Here is a 13,565-nt window from a genome sequence, read left to right as displayed (position 1 = left end):
TGGCGGGCAGTCAGTCGAGGTAGCCGCGCAGCTGCTCCGCGAAGGCGTGGTCGCGCAGCTTGGCCAGGGTCTTGGCCTCGATCTGGCGGATCCGCTCGCGGGTGACGCCGAAGAGGTGGCCGATCTCCTCCAGGGTGCGCGGGCGCCCGTCGTCCAACCCGTAACGGAGCTGGACGACTTGGCGCTCGCGCTCGGCCAGGGTGGCCAGCACGGCGTCCAGGTGCTCGCGCAGCAGCAGGAAGGCGGCGGACTCCACCGGGGAGGCGGCGTCGGCGTCCTCGATCAGGTCGCCGAGGGCCACGTCCTCCTCCTCACCGACCGGGGTGTGCAGCGAGACCGGCTCCTGGGCCAGCCGGAGCACCTCGCGCACCCGCACCTCGGAGAGCTCCAGCGCCGCGCCCACCTCGGCCGCGCTCGGCTCGGCCCCGCGCTCCTGGAGCAGCGCCCGCTGCACCCGCAGCACCCGGTTGATCAGCTCCACCACGTGCACCGGCACCCGGATGGTGCGGGCCTGGTCGGCCAGCGCCCGGCTCATCGCCTGCCGGATCCACCAGGTGGCGTAGGTGGAGAACTTGTAGCCGCGCGCGTAGTCGAACTTCTCCACCGCCCGGATCAGCCCGAGGTTGCCCTCCTGCACCAGGTCGAGCAGGGTCAGGCCCCGGCCCACGTACCGCTTGGCCACCGAGACCACCAGCCGCAGGTTGGCCTCGATCAGCCGGCGCTTGGCCCGCCGGCCGAGCAGCACCAGGTGGTCCAGCTCGTCGGTCAGCCGCTCGTCCAGCACCGCGCCGGAGCCCAGCAATCCGGATCCCAACAGCCCTGAGTCCAGGGCCTGTTCGGCGAAGAGTCCGGCCTCCACCTGGCGGGCCAGCTCCACCTCCTCGGCGGCGGTGAGCAGCCTGATCCGGCCTATCTCCCGCAGGTACTGTCTGAGCAGGTCGGCCGCCGGGCCGGTGGACTCGTCCGGCAGCCGCTCGGCCGGCTCCTCCTCCTCATCCTCCCCCTCGACCTCGCTCGCCTCTTCGCCCTCTTCGCCTTCGGCTGCCTCGGCGGCCAACTCGTCCGGGTTGTCGAGGAGTTCGGCGGGGCTCGGCTCGGTGGCGGTCGGCTCGGCCGGTGCCTGCTGCGCTGGGGCCAGATCCACGGGCATCCCTCTCTGGGCCGCGCGCGGCTCGTGGGGGAGGCCGCGCCACACGGACTGGGATACCCATCAGTGTGCGCTACGCCACACTCCGTGGCCGAGAGCCGTGCGCGGGTTTTCGTGGCGCCGGCTCCGACGGGGCGTCAGAGTGCGGCGGCGCCCCGGGTGCGCAGGCCCTGCGCGTACTGCTGGAGCGCCCAGAGCTCGCCCTGCACCGGGCCCTGCTCCTCGGCGGTGGCGCGGTCGCCGAGCCGGCGCAGCTGGGCGCGGACCTCGGCGATCCGGCGGTCCACCGCCTGGAGCCGGAGCTTGACCAGGAACTCGCCCGCGTAGATCGCGTCCACCGCGCGCCGGGTGCGGATCGGCTCGACGGTCAACTCGTAGACCAGCGAGCGGACCTGGTCGTCCGGGCAGGCGTCGCGGACGGCGGAGGTGAAGTCGGGCAGGCTCGCGCCGTACCCGGCGCCGCCGGCCTGGCGGATCGCCTGCCGGACGGCGGTGTAGGGCGGGGTGGGGAACTCCTCGTCCAGGTAGTTGTCGAAGGCCGGGCTGACCAGGTCCGGGTGCTGGAGGGCGAGCTTGAGCAGCTCGCGCTCGACGAACTGGGCCGGGTCCTTCGGGTCGAGCCGGTGCACCGGCCGGGCCGGGGCGGGGGCCGGGCGGGCCGGCTCCTCGCGGCGGAAGCGGGGCTGCTGCTGCGGGTTCTCCCGCTGCCAGCGGGCGAGTTGGCCGATCCTTCGGACCACGAACTGCTCGTCCAGGATGCCGAGCAGGCCGGCCAGCTGGACGGCGTACTCGTGCTGGATCGAGCGGTCCTTGATCTTGGTGATGATCTGGGCCGCCTCCTCCAGGGCGGCGGCCCGGCCCTCGGCGGTGTCCACCCGGTGCCGGGTGACGGCCGTGCGCAGCGCGAACTCGAAGAGCGGGACGGGGTGTTCGATCAGCTCGCGGACGGCCTCGTCGCCCTTGGCGAGCCGGAGCTCGCACGGGTCCATGCCGCCCGGGGTGATCGCGATGGAGGTGCGGGCGGCGAACTTCTGGTCGTCCTCGAAGGCGCGCAGGGCGGCCTTCTGGCCGGCCGCGTCGCCGTCGAAGGTGAAGACCGTCTCGCCCCGGTAGTTGGAGGTGTCCATCAGCAGCCGACGGATGATCTTGATGTGGTCCTCGCCGAAGGAGGTGCCGCAGGTGGCCACCGCCGTGGTGACACCCGCGAGGTGACAGGCCATCACATCGGTGTAGCCCTCGACCACCACGGCCCGGCCGGTCTTGGCGATGTCCTTCTTCGCCAGGTCCAGGCCGTAGAGCACGTTGGACTTCTTGTAGATCGGCGTCTCGGGGGTGTTGAGGTACTTGGGCCCGTTGTCGTCCTCGCGCAGCCGGCGGGCGCCGAAGCCGATCACCTCGCCCGCGGTGTCGCGGATCGGCCAGAGCAGCCGGCCCCGGAAGCGGTCGATCAGGCCGCCGCGCTGGCCCTGCGAGGCCAGGCCGCCCAGCAGGATCTCCTTGTCGGTGAAGCCCTTGCCGCGCAGGTAGCGCACCAGGTGCTCCCAGCCGGCCGGGGCGTAACCCACGCCGAAGTGCTTGGCGGCTGCCTCGTCGAAGCCGCGCTCGGCCAGGAAGTTCCGGGCGATCTCGGCCTCGGGGGTGGCCAGCTGCTCCTGGTACCAGGCGGCGGCCACCTTGTGGGCCTCGACCAGGCGGGTGCGCTCGCCCTGCTGGCCGCGGGTGTTGTAGCCGCCCTCCTCGTAGCGGAGGGTGATGCCGGCCTGGCCGGCCATCCGCTCCACGGCCTCGGCGAAGGAGAAGTGCTCGATCTTCATCAGGAAGGAGATCGAGTCGCCGCTCTCCTGGCAGCCGAAGCAGTGGAAGACGCCCTTGCCCGGGTGCACGTAGAAGGAGGCGGACTTCTCGTCGTGGAACGGGCAGACCCCCTTGAGCTGCGCACCGCCCCCGTTGGTCAGCTGGACGTAGTCGCCGACCACCGCGTCGATGGGCAGCGCGTTGCGCACCGCCTGTACGTCCTCGTCCCTGATCCGCCCTGCCACCCCGGAAGTGTACCGGGGTGGCGGGTGCATCGTGCTGGGGCGTTGACCACCGGGGGCGCGGGGAACTGCGCGGGAAGGGCTCCACGGAGGTGGGCGGTTGCGCGCGCCGTTCCCCGCGCCCCTGAAGTGGCTGCTCTCAGCTGCAAAGGCGGGCGTGCAGCGCCAGTGCCGAGGCGTCGGTCAGCGTCGCGATCTGGTCGATCACCGCGCGCAGGGCCGCGCGGTCGTCCTCGGCCTCGCGGTGGAGGGCGGCGAAGACCGGGTCGAGGCCGTGCGGTGCGGTGCGGTAGAGGGTGTCGGCCAGCTCGGCGATCACGATGCGCTGGCGGGCGCGGAGCTGGGCCTGCTCGTCGCGCTGCATCACGTAGCGCACGGCCACGGCCTTGAGCACGGCGCACTCGACCCGGACGGTGGCCGGGACGACCAGCTCGGCGGCGTAGCGGGTGAGCGGGCCGGGGCCGTACCGGGCCCGGGTGGCCTGCTCGGCGGCCAGGCAGAAGCGGCCGATCAGCTGGCTGGTGAGGTCCTTGAGCCCGGCCCGGGCCCGCGCCGAGCCGTCGTAGGAGCGCGGCCACCACTCCTGGACGAGCAGCCGGTCGAGCGCCTCGCCGAACTCCTCGGGCGCGGCCTCCGGCGCGTACCGCTCGGCGATCTTGAACAGCTCGGCCCGCTCCTCGGCGGAGCGCAGCGCGGCCGGGTCGATGTGGCCGGCCTGCAGGCCGTCCTCCACGTCGTGGGTGGAGTAGGCCACGTCGTCGGACCAGTCCATCACGGTGGCCTCGAAGCACTTGCGGTCGGTCGGCGAGCCCTTGCGCAGCCAGCGGAAGACCGGCAGGTCGTCGGCGTAGACGCCGTACTTGGTGGAGGCCGGGTCGGTGGGGTGGGAGCCGCGTGTCCAGGGGTACTTGGTGGCGGCGTCCAGCGCGGCGCGGGTCAGGTTGAGGCCCACGCTGTGGCCGGGCCAGGGGGCGAGCCGGGCCGGCTCCTCCTCCAGCGGGGCGAACCGCTTGGGCTCGAGACGGGTCAGGATCCGCAGCGACTGCGCGTTGCCCTCGAAGCCGCCGCAGCTCTCGGCGGCCTGGTCGAGCGCCTCCTCGCCGGTGTGGCCGAACGGCGGGTGGCCGATGTCGTGGGCCAGGCAGCCCGTCTCCACCAGATCCGGATCGCAGCCTAGCGCCGCGCCGAGCTCCCGGCCGACCTGGGCGCACTCCAGCGAGTGGGTCAGCCGGGTGCGGGGGAAGTCGCTGGTCATCGGCGCGACGACCTGGGTGATGCCGGCCAGGCGGCGCAGCGCGGCGGAGTGCAGCACCCGGGCGCGGTCGCGCTGGAAGGCGGTGCGGCCCGGGCGCTTGTCCGGCTCGGGCACCCAGCGGGCCTCGGCGGAGGGGTCGTAGGAGTGGTGGGGACGGTATGCGGTGTCATCCATATGCCTTTCACCGTACGCCGGGTGACGGACATTGAGCCGGTGCCGCGCGCGGTGCCGGGGCAGGGCCGCCATGATGCAGAGAAGTCTCTGCAAATAACTCTATGCAGAGGCTTCTCTGCAAGCTACGGTGGAGCCATGAACACGGAAGAGCGGTCGAAGCGGCGGCTGGACGCCCGGGCCCTGCGCGGGCTGGCCCACCCGTTGCGGGTGCGGATCCTGGAGGAGCTGGCCGCCGGCCCGGCGACCTCGGCCCGGCTGGCCGAGCGGCTGGGGGAGAACACCGGCACCGTCAGCTGGCACCTGCGCCACCTCGCCGAGCACGGCTTCATCGAGGAGGAGGCCGGGCTCGGTACCAAGCGGGAGCGCTGGTGGCGCCGGGTACGGCAGCAGGAGGTGCTCGCCACCCGGGATTTCGCCGACGACCCGGCGGCCAAGGCGGTGGCCGACGCCTACCTGCGCGAGCTGATGGAGGTGCAGGCCCGGCGGGTGGCCGAGTCGCTGGCCGCCGAGTGGACGGGCGAGTGGCTCGGCGCCGGCTCGATGTCCGACTGGGGCAATCTGCGGCTCACGGCCGCGCAGCTGAAGGCGCTCCACGAGGAGCTGACGGCCGTGGTGGAGCGCTACCAGCAGGCGGCGGCGGAGCCGGAGAGCGCGGCACGGCCGGTGTTCGTGCAGATCAGGGCGATGCCCAGGGCGGGCGAGCAGTAGCAGCGGGGCCGATACCGGAGGGGAGCGGGTCATGGCGGGGGAGAGCGGCATGGGGGAGAGCGGTATGAATGCGTTGGGGTTGAGCAAGGGGCTGCTGCGGCGGCAGCCGGATTTCCGGCGGCTCTGGACGGGCGAGGTGGCCAACAAGTTCGGCTCGGCCGTGACGGGGCTGACGCTGCCGCTGATCGCGATCGACAAGCTGCACGCCTCCGCCTTCGCGGTCAGCCTGGTGCCCGCCGCGGCCTGGCTGCCCTGGCTGCTGATCGGCCTGCCGGCCGGGGTCTGGGTGGACCGGCTGCGGTCGCGGCCGATCATGCTGGTGGCCTCGGCGGTCTCGCTGCTGCTGTACGCGACGGTGCCGCTCGCCGCCTGGCTCGGCCTGCTGACCATGGGGCAGCTGCTGGTGGTCGCGCTGCTCACCGGCGTGGCCTCGGTCTTCTTCCAGACCGCCTACACCGCCTACCTGCCCAAGCTGGTCGCCCCGGCCGACCAGGCCGAGGGCAACGCCAAGCTGCACGGCAGCGCCTCGGCCGCCCAACTGGTCGGCCTCGGCGGCGGCGGTGTGATCGCCCAGCTGGCCGGCCCGGTCAGCGGGATGTTCGCCAACACGGTGACCTTCCTGGTCTCGCTCTGCTGCACCGGCCGGATCCGGCACCGCGAGGCGTCGGGCGGCCCGTCCGAGCAGCGGCAGCTCGGGCGGGAGATCGGCGAGGGCCTGCGGCTGGTCGCCGGTGACGTCTGGTTCCGCACGCTGACGCTGTTCGGCGCCGCCTCCAACCTGGCGCTGACCGGGTACCAGTCGATCCTGGTGGTCTTCCTGGTCCGCGAGGTCGGCCTGGACTCCGGGCTGGTCGGGGTGCTGGTCGCGCTGGCCTCCACCGGCGGGATCCTCGGCGCGGCGGTGGCCCGCCGGGTCGCGGCGCGGGTCGGCACAGCCCGGGCGATGCTCTTCTTCGAGCTGGCGCTGCCGGCCCTGGCGCTGCTCATCCCGCTGACCACCCGGGGTGCCGGGCTGGCCTGCTACCTGATCGGCGGGTTCGGGGTGTCGGCCGGGGTGGTGGCCGGAAATGTCATCAAGTCGACTTTCCAGCAGCGGTACTGCCCGCCGGAGCTGCTCGGGCGGCTCAGCGCCAGCGGGGCCGTGCTCAACTACGGCACCATCCCGGTCGGCGCGCTCTCGGCGGGCCTGCTCGCCGGCGAGGTCGGCGTCCGGGCGGCGCTCTGGATCATGACGGCGGGCGTGCCGCTGGCGGCCCTGGTCTTCCTCTGGGCCTCGCCGATGCGCCGCCTGCGCGACCTGCCCACCGGGCGGGCCCACGGCGCGCCGAGCACCATCCACTTCTCCGGCACCGCCGGTACCGCCGGTACCGCCGGTACCGCTGGTACCGCCGGAGCCGAGAAGCCCACCTTGGCGTAGACCCCGCGCGCGTCGCGGGCGGCGAGCAGGATCCGGCGCAGCCCGTACGGCGCCGGCTCCTCCCGCCCGGCCGGGGGTTCACCGAGCCGGCCGGGGGCCTGGGGGCACGCCGGTAGGGTGGCCGGATGCTTCCCGCCGCCGCGCTGCCCTCCCCGCTGATCAGCCTCGGGGAGCTGGTGCCCGGGGTGGAGCTGCGGCTCAAGCGGGACGACCTGGTGCACCCCACGGTGCCGGGCAACAAGTGGCGCAAGCTGGCGCCCAACCTCGACCGGGCCCGCGCCGAGGGCCGCACCGGGCTGCTGACCTTCGGCGGGGCCTACTCCACCCATCTGCGGGCCACCGCCGCGGCGGCCGCCGCTCTCGGGCTGGCCTCGGTCGGGGTGGTCCGGGGCGAGGAGCTGGCGGCGGCGCCCCGGAACTGGTCGCTCCGGGCGGCCGAGGCGGCGGGGATGGAGCTCCGGTTCGTCCCGCGATCCCGCTATCGCGAGCTGGTCGAGACGGCGGCGGGCCAGGCCGGGCCTACCGCTGGGCTCGCGTCGCGCTCTCGGGACGGTGAGCCGTCGGCGGGAGCCGGGCCCAGGGCCGAGCCCGTGCCGCGCCCGAGCCACGACGGGCCGGCGCACGCAACGACCCCGACCGGGACCGGCGCGGCAGCGGCCGGTGCCCTCGGGCTGCCGGAGCTCACGGACGCCCGCTGGCTGGTGCTGCCCGAGGGCGGGTCCAACGCCGAGGCCGTCCGGGGCGCCGCCGAGGTCTCGGCCGAGCTCGGCGAGGTCGGGGAGCGGGACGTGGTCTGCTGCGCCGTCGGCACCGGCGGCACGCTGGCCGGGATCGCGGCCGGCCTGCCGGCCGGGGCGCGGGCGCTCGGGGTGGCGGTGCTGCGCGGCGAGGGGTACCTGGAGCGCGAGGTGGTCGGCCTCCAGCGGGCGGCGTACGGGCGGGAGACCGGCAACTGGCGGATCCACCACGGCCACCACGGCGGCGGCTACGGCAAGGTCGGCCCCGAGCTGGCGGCCTTCGCCGCCGAGTTCGAGCAGCTGCACGGCGTGCCGGTCGAGCTCCGGTACGTGGCGAAGACCCTGCTCGCCGTCCACGAGCTCGCCGCCGCCGGTGAGTTCACCCCCGGCACCCGCCTGACCGTGGTGGTCACCGGCCTGCCGGACCGGCTGCAGGGTGCCTGAGTCACCGGCCTGCCCGGCCGAGGGCGTGGCCGTTCGCGGGCGGCGCACCCGAATGCGGGGGCTCCTGCCCGCCGGGCCAGGGGGCTGACCGGTGGGCGGACAGGCACCCCCGGGGAGTGGGGGGCTTGGGTAGGATCGGGTCCGTTCACCCGTCACACGAGACCCGTCCCGGGTGTGCCGTGTGGCTCTTTCGAGCAGTTACAGCATCTGGAGGAGACACCCTCATGGCTCAGGTCACCCTCAAGGGCAACCCGGTGCAGGTCAACGGCGAGCTTCCCGTTTCGGGCAGCACCGCGCCGGCGTTCACCCTGGTCGGCGCCGGTCTCGCGGAGAAGTCGCTGGCCGACTTCGCGGGCAAGCGCAAGGTCCTGAACATCTTCCCCAGCGTCGACACCCCGACCTGCGCGAACTCCGTCCGGAAGTTCAATGCCCAGGCCGACGCGCTGGAGAACACCGTCGTGCTCTGCATCTCGGCCGACCTCCCGTTCGCGCAGGCCCGCTTCTGCGGCGCCGAGGGCCTGGAGAGCGTCCACAGCCTCTCCACCTTCCGCAACCGCGAGTTCCACGGCGCCTACGGCGTGGACATCGCCGACAGCGCGATGGCCGGTCTGACCGCCCGCGCCGTCGTCGTGCTGGGCGAGAACGACGAGGTCCTGCACACCGAGCTGGTGGGCGAGATCGCCGACGAGCCGAACTACGAGGCCGCCCTCGCCGCGCTCAAGGCCTGAACCGCCTGACGTAGCACCGACGTAGCACCGGTGTAGTACCACCCGGACGCCCGCCCGCGCGCACCCCGCGCGGGCGGGCGTCCGGCGTTCCCGGGGGCGGGCGTTGCCGAGAACCCGCGCACCGGTCTGTCGGGTTCCGGCCAGTGGCAGGGACGGCCACAGACGGGTGCGGGTGGCGGGTCCTACGGTGCTGGGCATTCCCTGCCCCCACCGATCGAAAGGGATGCCCGATGAGCCTCGGGATACCCCGCTCACCCGCCGTCCTGGCCGCCGCCGCGCTGGCCGTGGCCGGCCTCGGCCTGGCCGCCCTGCCCGCCCAGGCGGCGGGCCCCACCGCGCAGCCCGTGCTGCGCCACGCCTGTCAGGACACCCGCCCCGGCCACGCCAACTGCCAGGCCGTGGGCACGGATTCGGCCCAGCCGGGCCTGGTCGGGCCGGGTGCCCGCCCGGCCGCCCCCTCCGGCTACGGCCCGGCCGACATCCAGGCGGCCTACCAACTCCCGGGCGGCGGCGCCGGCGTGACCGTGGCCATCACCGACGCGTACGACGACCCCAACGCCGAGCAGGACCTGGCCACCTACCGCTCCACCTACCACCTGCCCGCCTGCACCACGGCCAACGGCTGCTTCAGCAAGGTGGACCAGCGCGGCGGCACCTCCTACCCCAAGGGTGACAGCGGCTGGTCCGAGGAGATCAGCCTCGACCTGGACGCCGTCTCGGCCGCCTGCCCGGCCTGCCACATCCTGCTGGTGGAGGCGGACGACAACAACGACCCGAACCTCTACGCGGCCGACGACACCGCAGTGCGGCTCGGTGCCAAGTACGTCTCCAACTCCTGGAGCGACAGCGAGTATTCGGCGCAGACCTCGGACGACAGCCACTTCGACAAGCCGGGTGTGCTGTTCGCCTTCGCCACCGGCGACAACGGCTACGGCGGCGGCACCCAGTACCCGGCCTCCTCGGCGTACACCCTGGCCGTGGGCGGGACTTCGCTGAACCGGGACTCCAGCAGCCGGGGGTGGGGCGAATCGGCCTGGAACGGAGCCGGTTCGGGCTGCTCGGCGTACGGGAGCCGGCCGAGCTGGCAGCAGAACGTCTCCACCGGCTGTACCCGCAAGGGGAGTTCGGACGTCTCGGCGGTGGCCGACCCGAACACCGGGCTGGCGATCTACGACACCTACAGCGCGCCGGGCTGGCACAAGTACGGCGGCACCAGCCTGGCCACCCCGCTGATCACCGCGATGTACGCGCTGGCGGGCACCCCCGGGGCGAACGACAACCCGGCCGCCTACTCCTACGCGCACACCTCGGCGCTCAACGACGTGACCAGCGGCAGCAACGGCACCTGCGGCACCCAGGTCTGCAACGCCCGCACGGGCTGGGACGGCCCGACCGGGCTCGGCACCCCGGCCGGCGTGAGCGCCTTCACCGCCGGGGGCTCCACCCCGCCGCCCACCGGGGTCTCGGTGGCCGGCCCGGGTGACCAGAGCTCCACCGCGGTACGTGGCCGCCCCGCCGGACGTGGCGCTGGAGGCAGCGGTGCTCGACCGGCAGCAGCGGCTGGACCGACTCCGCACCGATGCACGGGAGTTGGCGCTGCGGGCGCGGGCCGCCACGGCTCGGCCGAACCACATGATCGAGACGGTGGCGGGTGCCGAGGCAGTGCTCGCGGTGATCGCCGAGCTCGAACTCGGCGCCCGGCACGAGGTGTTGATCGTGGACCGGCCGCCCTACCTGGACGGGGCCGCCGACAACACCCACGAACTCCAGGCGCTGGCCCGGGGCGTGGCCTACCGGGCGGTCTACCACGCGCCCACTCTGGTGGAGCCCGGCCGCTCGCCCGACCCGGCCCGGCCGGGCCCGCGCGACCTGGCGATCCTGCGGATGCTCGCCTCCGGCGCCAAGGACCGGGCCATCGCCCGGGCCCTCGGCATCGGCGAACGGACCGTGCTGCGGCGGATCCAGACCCTGCTGGAGACACTGCACGCCGACACCCGCTTCCAGGCGGGCGTGCAGGCCGCCCAGCGCGGCTGGCTGGACCCGAGGCCCGACCAGCCGAGCAGGAGCGCTACTTGGCGGCAATTCCCCTCTACTTCGCGGGAATGACGCCGCTGAGCCACTTGAACACCGGCACCACCAGCGGCTGCCAGGTGGAGATCAGGTGGGGGCCGGTGGTCTCGTACAGGGTCACGGTGGTGGGGGAGTGGGCCGCGTGCTGGAGGGCGGTGCCGTCCTCCAGGCCGTCGCCCCGGCGGCCGGTCTCGTAGAGGGCCACGTTCGGCGCGCTGGCGGCGTGGGTGAGCTGGTAGAGCGGGTTGGTGGTCTCGCGCAGCTTCGGGTCGGTGGCGGTGAGCGAACCGGGCTCGCCCACCGGGTCGTTGTAGCCGGAGAGGCTGATCGCGGCGCGGAACCGGTCCGGGTGCTCCAGGGCCAGGAAGCTGGCGCAGTGCGCGCCGGAGGAGTAACCGGCGATCGCCCAGCGGTCGGCGGTGGTGTCGGCCCGGAGGTTGTCCAGCACCATCTGCGGCACGTCCCGGGAGATCCAGGTGTCGGCGTTGACCTTGCCGGGCACGTCGGCGCAGCCGGTGTCGTTGTGCTTGAGCAGGTAGACCCGGGGCACGACCAGGATGAACGGCGTGATCTGGCCCGAACGCATCAGCGGAGCCAGTTGCCTGGTGACCTCCATGCCGCCGAACCAGGTGCTGGAGGAGCCGGGGTAGCCGGCCAGCAGCTCGACCACCGGGAAGGTCTTGCCCTTGTCGGCCGGGTCGTCGTACTGCGGCGGGGTCCAGACCAGCACCTCGCCGTCCACTCCGGAGAGCCGGCCCTTGAGGTCGGCCTGCTTGACGTCCCGGGGCACCGCGTCCGAATCCGGCTCGTGGAACTTCACCAGCTCCTTGGGCACGTTCGCGGCCGCCGCCCTGTCCCCGGCCAGGCCGTTGTCCTTGGGTGGCGGCGGGACGGCCCGGACGTGGCTGCCGGTGCCCAGCAGGTCGCCCCAGGTCTCGTACAGCTGGTTGGAGTTGTTGACCAGCACGAACACCAGGGTCACGGCGGTGGCCTGACAGAACAGCAGCGAGGCCAGGTACCCGACCGTCCGCAGCGGACCCCGGCGGCCGGGCTGCCGGTTCGACTGCCGGGCGGCCCGGCGCGAGGGCTGCGGCTGCTGCCCGTACGGCTGCGGCTGGGGCTGCGGCTGAGCGGCACCCGCCCGTCTCCACTGCACCGTCGCCAGGGCGAGGGAGCCCACGAACAGGAGGATCGCGAGGAGCAGGAACGGAGTGCCGGTCAGAGTCACGTGGTGTATCCGGATTCGCTGTGGAGATGTGGAGATACGGAGACGTCGAGACGTCGAGACGTCGAGAGGTGGAGCCGTGCGCGCGGGCGGCCGGCGGTCCGTCAGCCGAAGCTGAGGTCGTTGCAGAGGTCGGTGTCGGCGGTGCGGGTGTTCTGGGTGATCCCGGTGGGCATTGTGCTCGGTAGCGTCGGCGGGCCCGACGGCGGGGTGGCGTCCGGCTGGTAGTCGCGGCCGAGGGTGAGGGTGAGGCCGTCGGCGGCGGTGGCCGAGGGGTCGGCCTGCAGCTCGGCGCCGGGGAAGTACCGGGCCAGCTGCTGGGCGGCCGGGAAGGCCTCGGCGGGGTAGCTGATCAGGGTGGTGCGGCGGGCCGGGGCGTCGGCGCCCAGGGTGATCTGCTGGTAGCCGCGGGCCCGCAGCGCGTCCTCGGCCGCCTTGGCCTGGCCGGCCGTGTGGCTGGCGTTGACGATGGTGAGCGGACCGGCCGGCACCTGCGGGGCGGCCGGCTGCTGGGCGGCCCCGGGCTGGCCGGCGGCCTGGCCGTTCAGGGTGCGGTCCTCGCGCAGCAGCTGCCAGAGCACGTCCGCGTCCGGGTGGACGATCCCGACCCGCTCGCCCTGGTACTGCCAGGGCATGGTCACGAAGCTGATGTCGGAGAGCCTGATGTCGCGCAGCGACTGGGCGAAGTCGGCCAGCTTGAGCCCGGTGCCCAGGCCCGGGTCGACGGTGAGTGACTTGCTGACGGCGTCGGCCAGCGGCAGCAGGGTGGTGAGGTCGAAGCCCTGGCCCTGCACCTTCTTGATCAGCGAGGAGAGGAAGGCCTGCTGGCGCTTGACCCGCCCGATGTCCGAGCCGTCGCCGAAGCCGTGCCGCGCTCGCACGTAATCCAGGGCGGCCTGGCCGGAGACGGTCTGCCGGCCCTTGCTGAGCTTGATCCCGTACGAGTCCACGTCGCCCGGCACGCAGACGTCCACCCCGTGCACGGCGTCGGTGATCGCGGCGAAGCCCTTGAAGTCGACCACGATGGTGTGGTCGATCCGCAGGCCGGTGAGGGCCTCCACGGTGTTCTGGGTGCAGGCGGGGTTGCCCTGCGGGGATTCGCCCACGCTGAAGGCGGAGTTGAACATCCGGTTGTTCTGCGCGCTGGTCCACTTGCCGTTGGGCAGCAGGCAGGGCGGGATGGTCAGCAGGGTGTCGCGCGGGATCGAGACCGCCACCGCGTGCTTGTGGTCGCCGTTGACGTGCAGCAGCATCGCGGTGTCGGAGTTGCCCACCCCGGCGTCACCGCCGCCGAGCGCGTCGTTGCCGCCCAGCCGGCTGTCCGAGCCGAGCAGCAGCACGTTGACCGGCACGCCGCCGCCGGGGGTGGCGGGGGTGGCCGCGGGCGGGCGGCTGGTGGCGATGCCGTCGGCCGAGAAGGTGGTCAGGTTGTGGTTCAGGTGCTGGTAGAACCAGGCGCCGGTGCCGCCGGCGGCGACCACCAGCACGGCGGCCGTGGCTCCGACGGCCCGGGCGATCCGCCGCCGGGTGGGCACGGCTCGGCGCGGGGTCTTGGCGTCGGTCATTCGGCAGGCTCTCTGTACGCGCGGCTCGGTGGGGCGGGCCGGCTGTCCGGGATACACCC

At 73.6% G+C, this 13,565-nt stretch carries 12 protein-coding genes; 5 read left to right on the top strand and 7 right to left on the bottom strand.

Going from position 1 to position 13,565, the window contains the following annotated elements:
• Positions 1-10: 10 nt before the first annotated feature.
• The 3 genes from CFP65_RS11405 to CFP65_RS11395 form a co-directional block, all read right to left on the bottom strand.
• Positions 11-1,150 (bottom strand): RNA polymerase sigma factor, encoded by a 1,140-nt coding sequence (locus CFP65_RS11405; protein ID WP_104815999.1) that lies wholly within the window; start codon positions 1,148-1,150, stop codon positions 11-13.
• Between the two features lie 134 nt (positions 1,151-1,284).
• On the bottom strand, positions 1,285-3,186 hold the full coding sequence (gene dnaG / locus CFP65_RS11400; protein WP_174805523.1) for a DNA primase: 1,902 nt from the start codon (positions 3,184-3,186) through the stop codon (positions 1,285-1,287).
• Positions 3,187-3,322: 136 nt separating this feature from the next.
• The gene (locus tag CFP65_RS11395) at positions 3,323-4,612 is read right to left on the bottom strand and encodes a deoxyguanosinetriphosphate triphosphohydrolase (RefSeq protein WP_104815997.1); all 1,290 of its coding nucleotides are present in this window, start codon (positions 4,610-4,612) and stop codon (positions 3,323-3,325) included.
• Positions 4,613-4,747: 135 nt separating this feature from the next.
• Between CFP65_RS11395 and CFP65_RS11390 the strand changes: the two genes are divergently transcribed.
• The 4 genes from CFP65_RS11390 (at position 4,748) to tpx (ending at position 8,646) form a co-directional block, all read left to right on the top strand.
• Positions 4,748-5,320, top strand: a complete 573-nt coding sequence (locus tag CFP65_RS11390) for a helix-turn-helix domain-containing protein (protein ID WP_104815996.1) — start codon at positions 4,748-4,750, stop codon at positions 5,318-5,320.
• A gap of 31 nt (positions 5,321-5,351) precedes the next feature.
• Positions 5,352-6,737 (top strand): MFS transporter, encoded by a 1,386-nt coding sequence (locus CFP65_RS11385; protein ID WP_254552343.1) that lies wholly within the window; start codon positions 5,352-5,354, stop codon positions 6,735-6,737.
• Between the two features lie 125 nt (positions 6,738-6,862).
• The gene (locus CFP65_RS11380; protein ID WP_104815994.1) at positions 6,863-7,918 is read left to right on the top strand and encodes a 1-aminocyclopropane-1-carboxylate deaminase/D-cysteine desulfhydrase; all 1,056 of its coding nucleotides are present in this window, start codon (positions 6,863-6,865) and stop codon (positions 7,916-7,918) included.
• 224 nt (positions 7,919-8,142) lie between these two features.
• Positions 8,143-8,646: a thiol peroxidase gene (tpx, locus tag CFP65_RS11375; RefSeq protein ID WP_104815993.1), complete on the top strand. Its 504-nt coding sequence runs from the start codon at positions 8,143-8,145 to the stop codon at positions 8,644-8,646.
• A 928-nt stretch (positions 8,647-9,574) separates the two neighbouring features.
• Here tpx and CFP65_RS38860 read toward each other — a convergent pair.
• Together CFP65_RS38860 and CFP65_RS38855 are read right to left on the bottom strand one after the other, a co-directional pair.
• Positions 9,575-9,763 (bottom strand): hypothetical protein, encoded by a 189-nt coding sequence (locus tag CFP65_RS38860; RefSeq protein ID WP_158702137.1) that lies wholly within the window; start codon positions 9,761-9,763, stop codon positions 9,575-9,577.
• Positions 9,764-9,940: 177 nt separating this feature from the next.
• The gene (locus tag CFP65_RS38855) at positions 9,941-10,141 is read right to left on the bottom strand and encodes a hypothetical protein (RefSeq protein ID WP_158702136.1); all 201 of its coding nucleotides are present in this window, start codon (positions 10,139-10,141) and stop codon (positions 9,941-9,943) included.
• Between the two features lie 8 nt (positions 10,142-10,149).
• On the opposite strand from CFP65_RS38855, the gene CFP65_RS38850 reads away from it, so the two are divergent.
• On the top strand, positions 10,150-10,752 hold the full coding sequence (locus CFP65_RS38850) for a LuxR C-terminal-related transcriptional regulator (protein ID WP_217368154.1): 603 nt from the start codon (positions 10,150-10,152) through the stop codon (positions 10,750-10,752).
• Here the strand turns inward: CFP65_RS38850 and CFP65_RS11365 are convergent.
• Entirely contained in the window at positions 10,736-11,944 is a 1,209-nt protein-coding gene (locus CFP65_RS11365; protein WP_254552342.1) for an esterase family protein, read from the bottom strand. The genes CFP65_RS38850 and CFP65_RS11365 overlap by 17 nt on opposite strands.
• A 101-nt stretch (positions 11,945-12,045) precedes the next feature.
• Positions 12,046-13,506 (bottom strand): LCP family protein, encoded by a 1,461-nt coding sequence (locus tag CFP65_RS11360; RefSeq protein ID WP_104815992.1) that lies wholly within the window; start codon positions 13,504-13,506, stop codon positions 12,046-12,048.
• Between the last annotated feature and the right edge of the window lie 59 nt (positions 13,507-13,565).

The sequence above is a fragment of the Kitasatospora sp. MMS16-BH015 genome (assembly GCF_002943525.1).
Lineage (GTDB): Bacteria > Actinomycetota > Actinomycetes > Streptomycetales > Streptomycetaceae > Kitasatospora.
This window is presented reverse-complemented; position numbering and strand designations above follow the sequence as displayed.

Bases quoted from the DNA above. Each gene is read 5' to 3' on its own strand.
- CFP65_RS11395 (WP_104815997.1), bottom strand. From the start codon at position 4,612: ATGGATGACACCGCATACCGTCCCCACCACTCCTACGACCCCTCCGCC.
- CFP65_RS11380 (WP_104815994.1), top strand. From the start codon at position 6,863: ATGCTTCCCGCCGCCGCGCTGCCCTCCCCGCTGATCAGCCTCGGGGAG.
- CFP65_RS11360 (WP_104815992.1), bottom strand. From the start codon at position 13,506: ATGACCGACGCCAAGACCCCGCGCCGAGCCGTGCCCACCCGGCGGCGG.
- tpx (WP_104815993.1), top strand. From the start codon at position 8,143: ATGGCTCAGGTCACCCTCAAGGGCAACCCGGTGCAGGTCAACGGCGAG.
- CFP65_RS11385 (WP_254552343.1), top strand. From the start codon at position 5,352: ATGGCGGGGGAGAGCGGCATGGGGGAGAGCGGTATGAATGCGTTGGGG.
- CFP65_RS11390 (WP_104815996.1), top strand. From the start codon at position 4,748: ATGAACACGGAAGAGCGGTCGAAGCGGCGGCTGGACGCCCGGGCCCTG.
- CFP65_RS11405 (WP_104815999.1), bottom strand. From the start codon at position 1,150: ATGCCCGTGGATCTGGCCCCAGCGCAGCAGGCACCGGCCGAGCCGACC.